This is a genomic window from Xanthobacter autotrophicus ATCC 700552, assembly GCF_043194565.1.
In the GTDB taxonomy this organism is placed as follows: Bacteria; Pseudomonadota; Alphaproteobacteria; order Rhizobiales; family Xanthobacteraceae; genus Xanthobacter; species Xanthobacter autotrophicus_F.
On the sequence record NZ_JBAFVS010000084.1, the window covers coordinates 1 to 475 of the forward strand.

Annotated in this window: 1 protein-coding gene; it reads left to right on the forward strand. The window is 66.9% G+C overall.

Going from position 1 to position 475, the window contains the following annotated elements; translation table 11 throughout:
* Positions 1-475, forward strand: a 475-nt coding sequence (locus tag V5F48_RS25010; RefSeq protein ID WP_394260651.1) for an ABC transporter ATP-binding protein, incomplete at both ends; no start/stop codon positions are given.

Below are 475 nucleotides of genomic sequence, written 5' to 3' on the forward strand. Positions count from 1 at the left end.
TGGCGCCGGCAAGACCACCACCATGCGCGCCATCATGGGCCTTTTGCGCAAGCGCGCCGGCTCGATCCGCTACGAGGGCACCGAAACGGTCGGGCTCGCGCCCAACAAGATCGCCCGGCTCGGCATCGCCATCTGCCCCGAGGAACGTGGCATCTTCGCCTCGCTCTCGGTGCGCGAGAACCTGCTGCTGCCGCCGGTGGTGCTGCCCGGCGGCCTCAGCGTGGACGAGGTGCACGAGCTGTTTCCACGGCTGGAGGAGCGGCGCAACAGCCAGGGCACCAAGCTGTCCGGCGGCGAGCAGCAGATGCTCGCTATCGCTCGCATCCTGCGCACTGGGGCGAAGCTCCTGTTGCTGGACGAGCCGTCTGAGGGCTTGGCCCCGGTGATCGTGCAGCACATCGGCCAGATCATCCGGAACCTCAAGAATAAGGGGTTCACGGTGCTGCTGGTGGAGCAGAACTTCCACTTCGCCTCC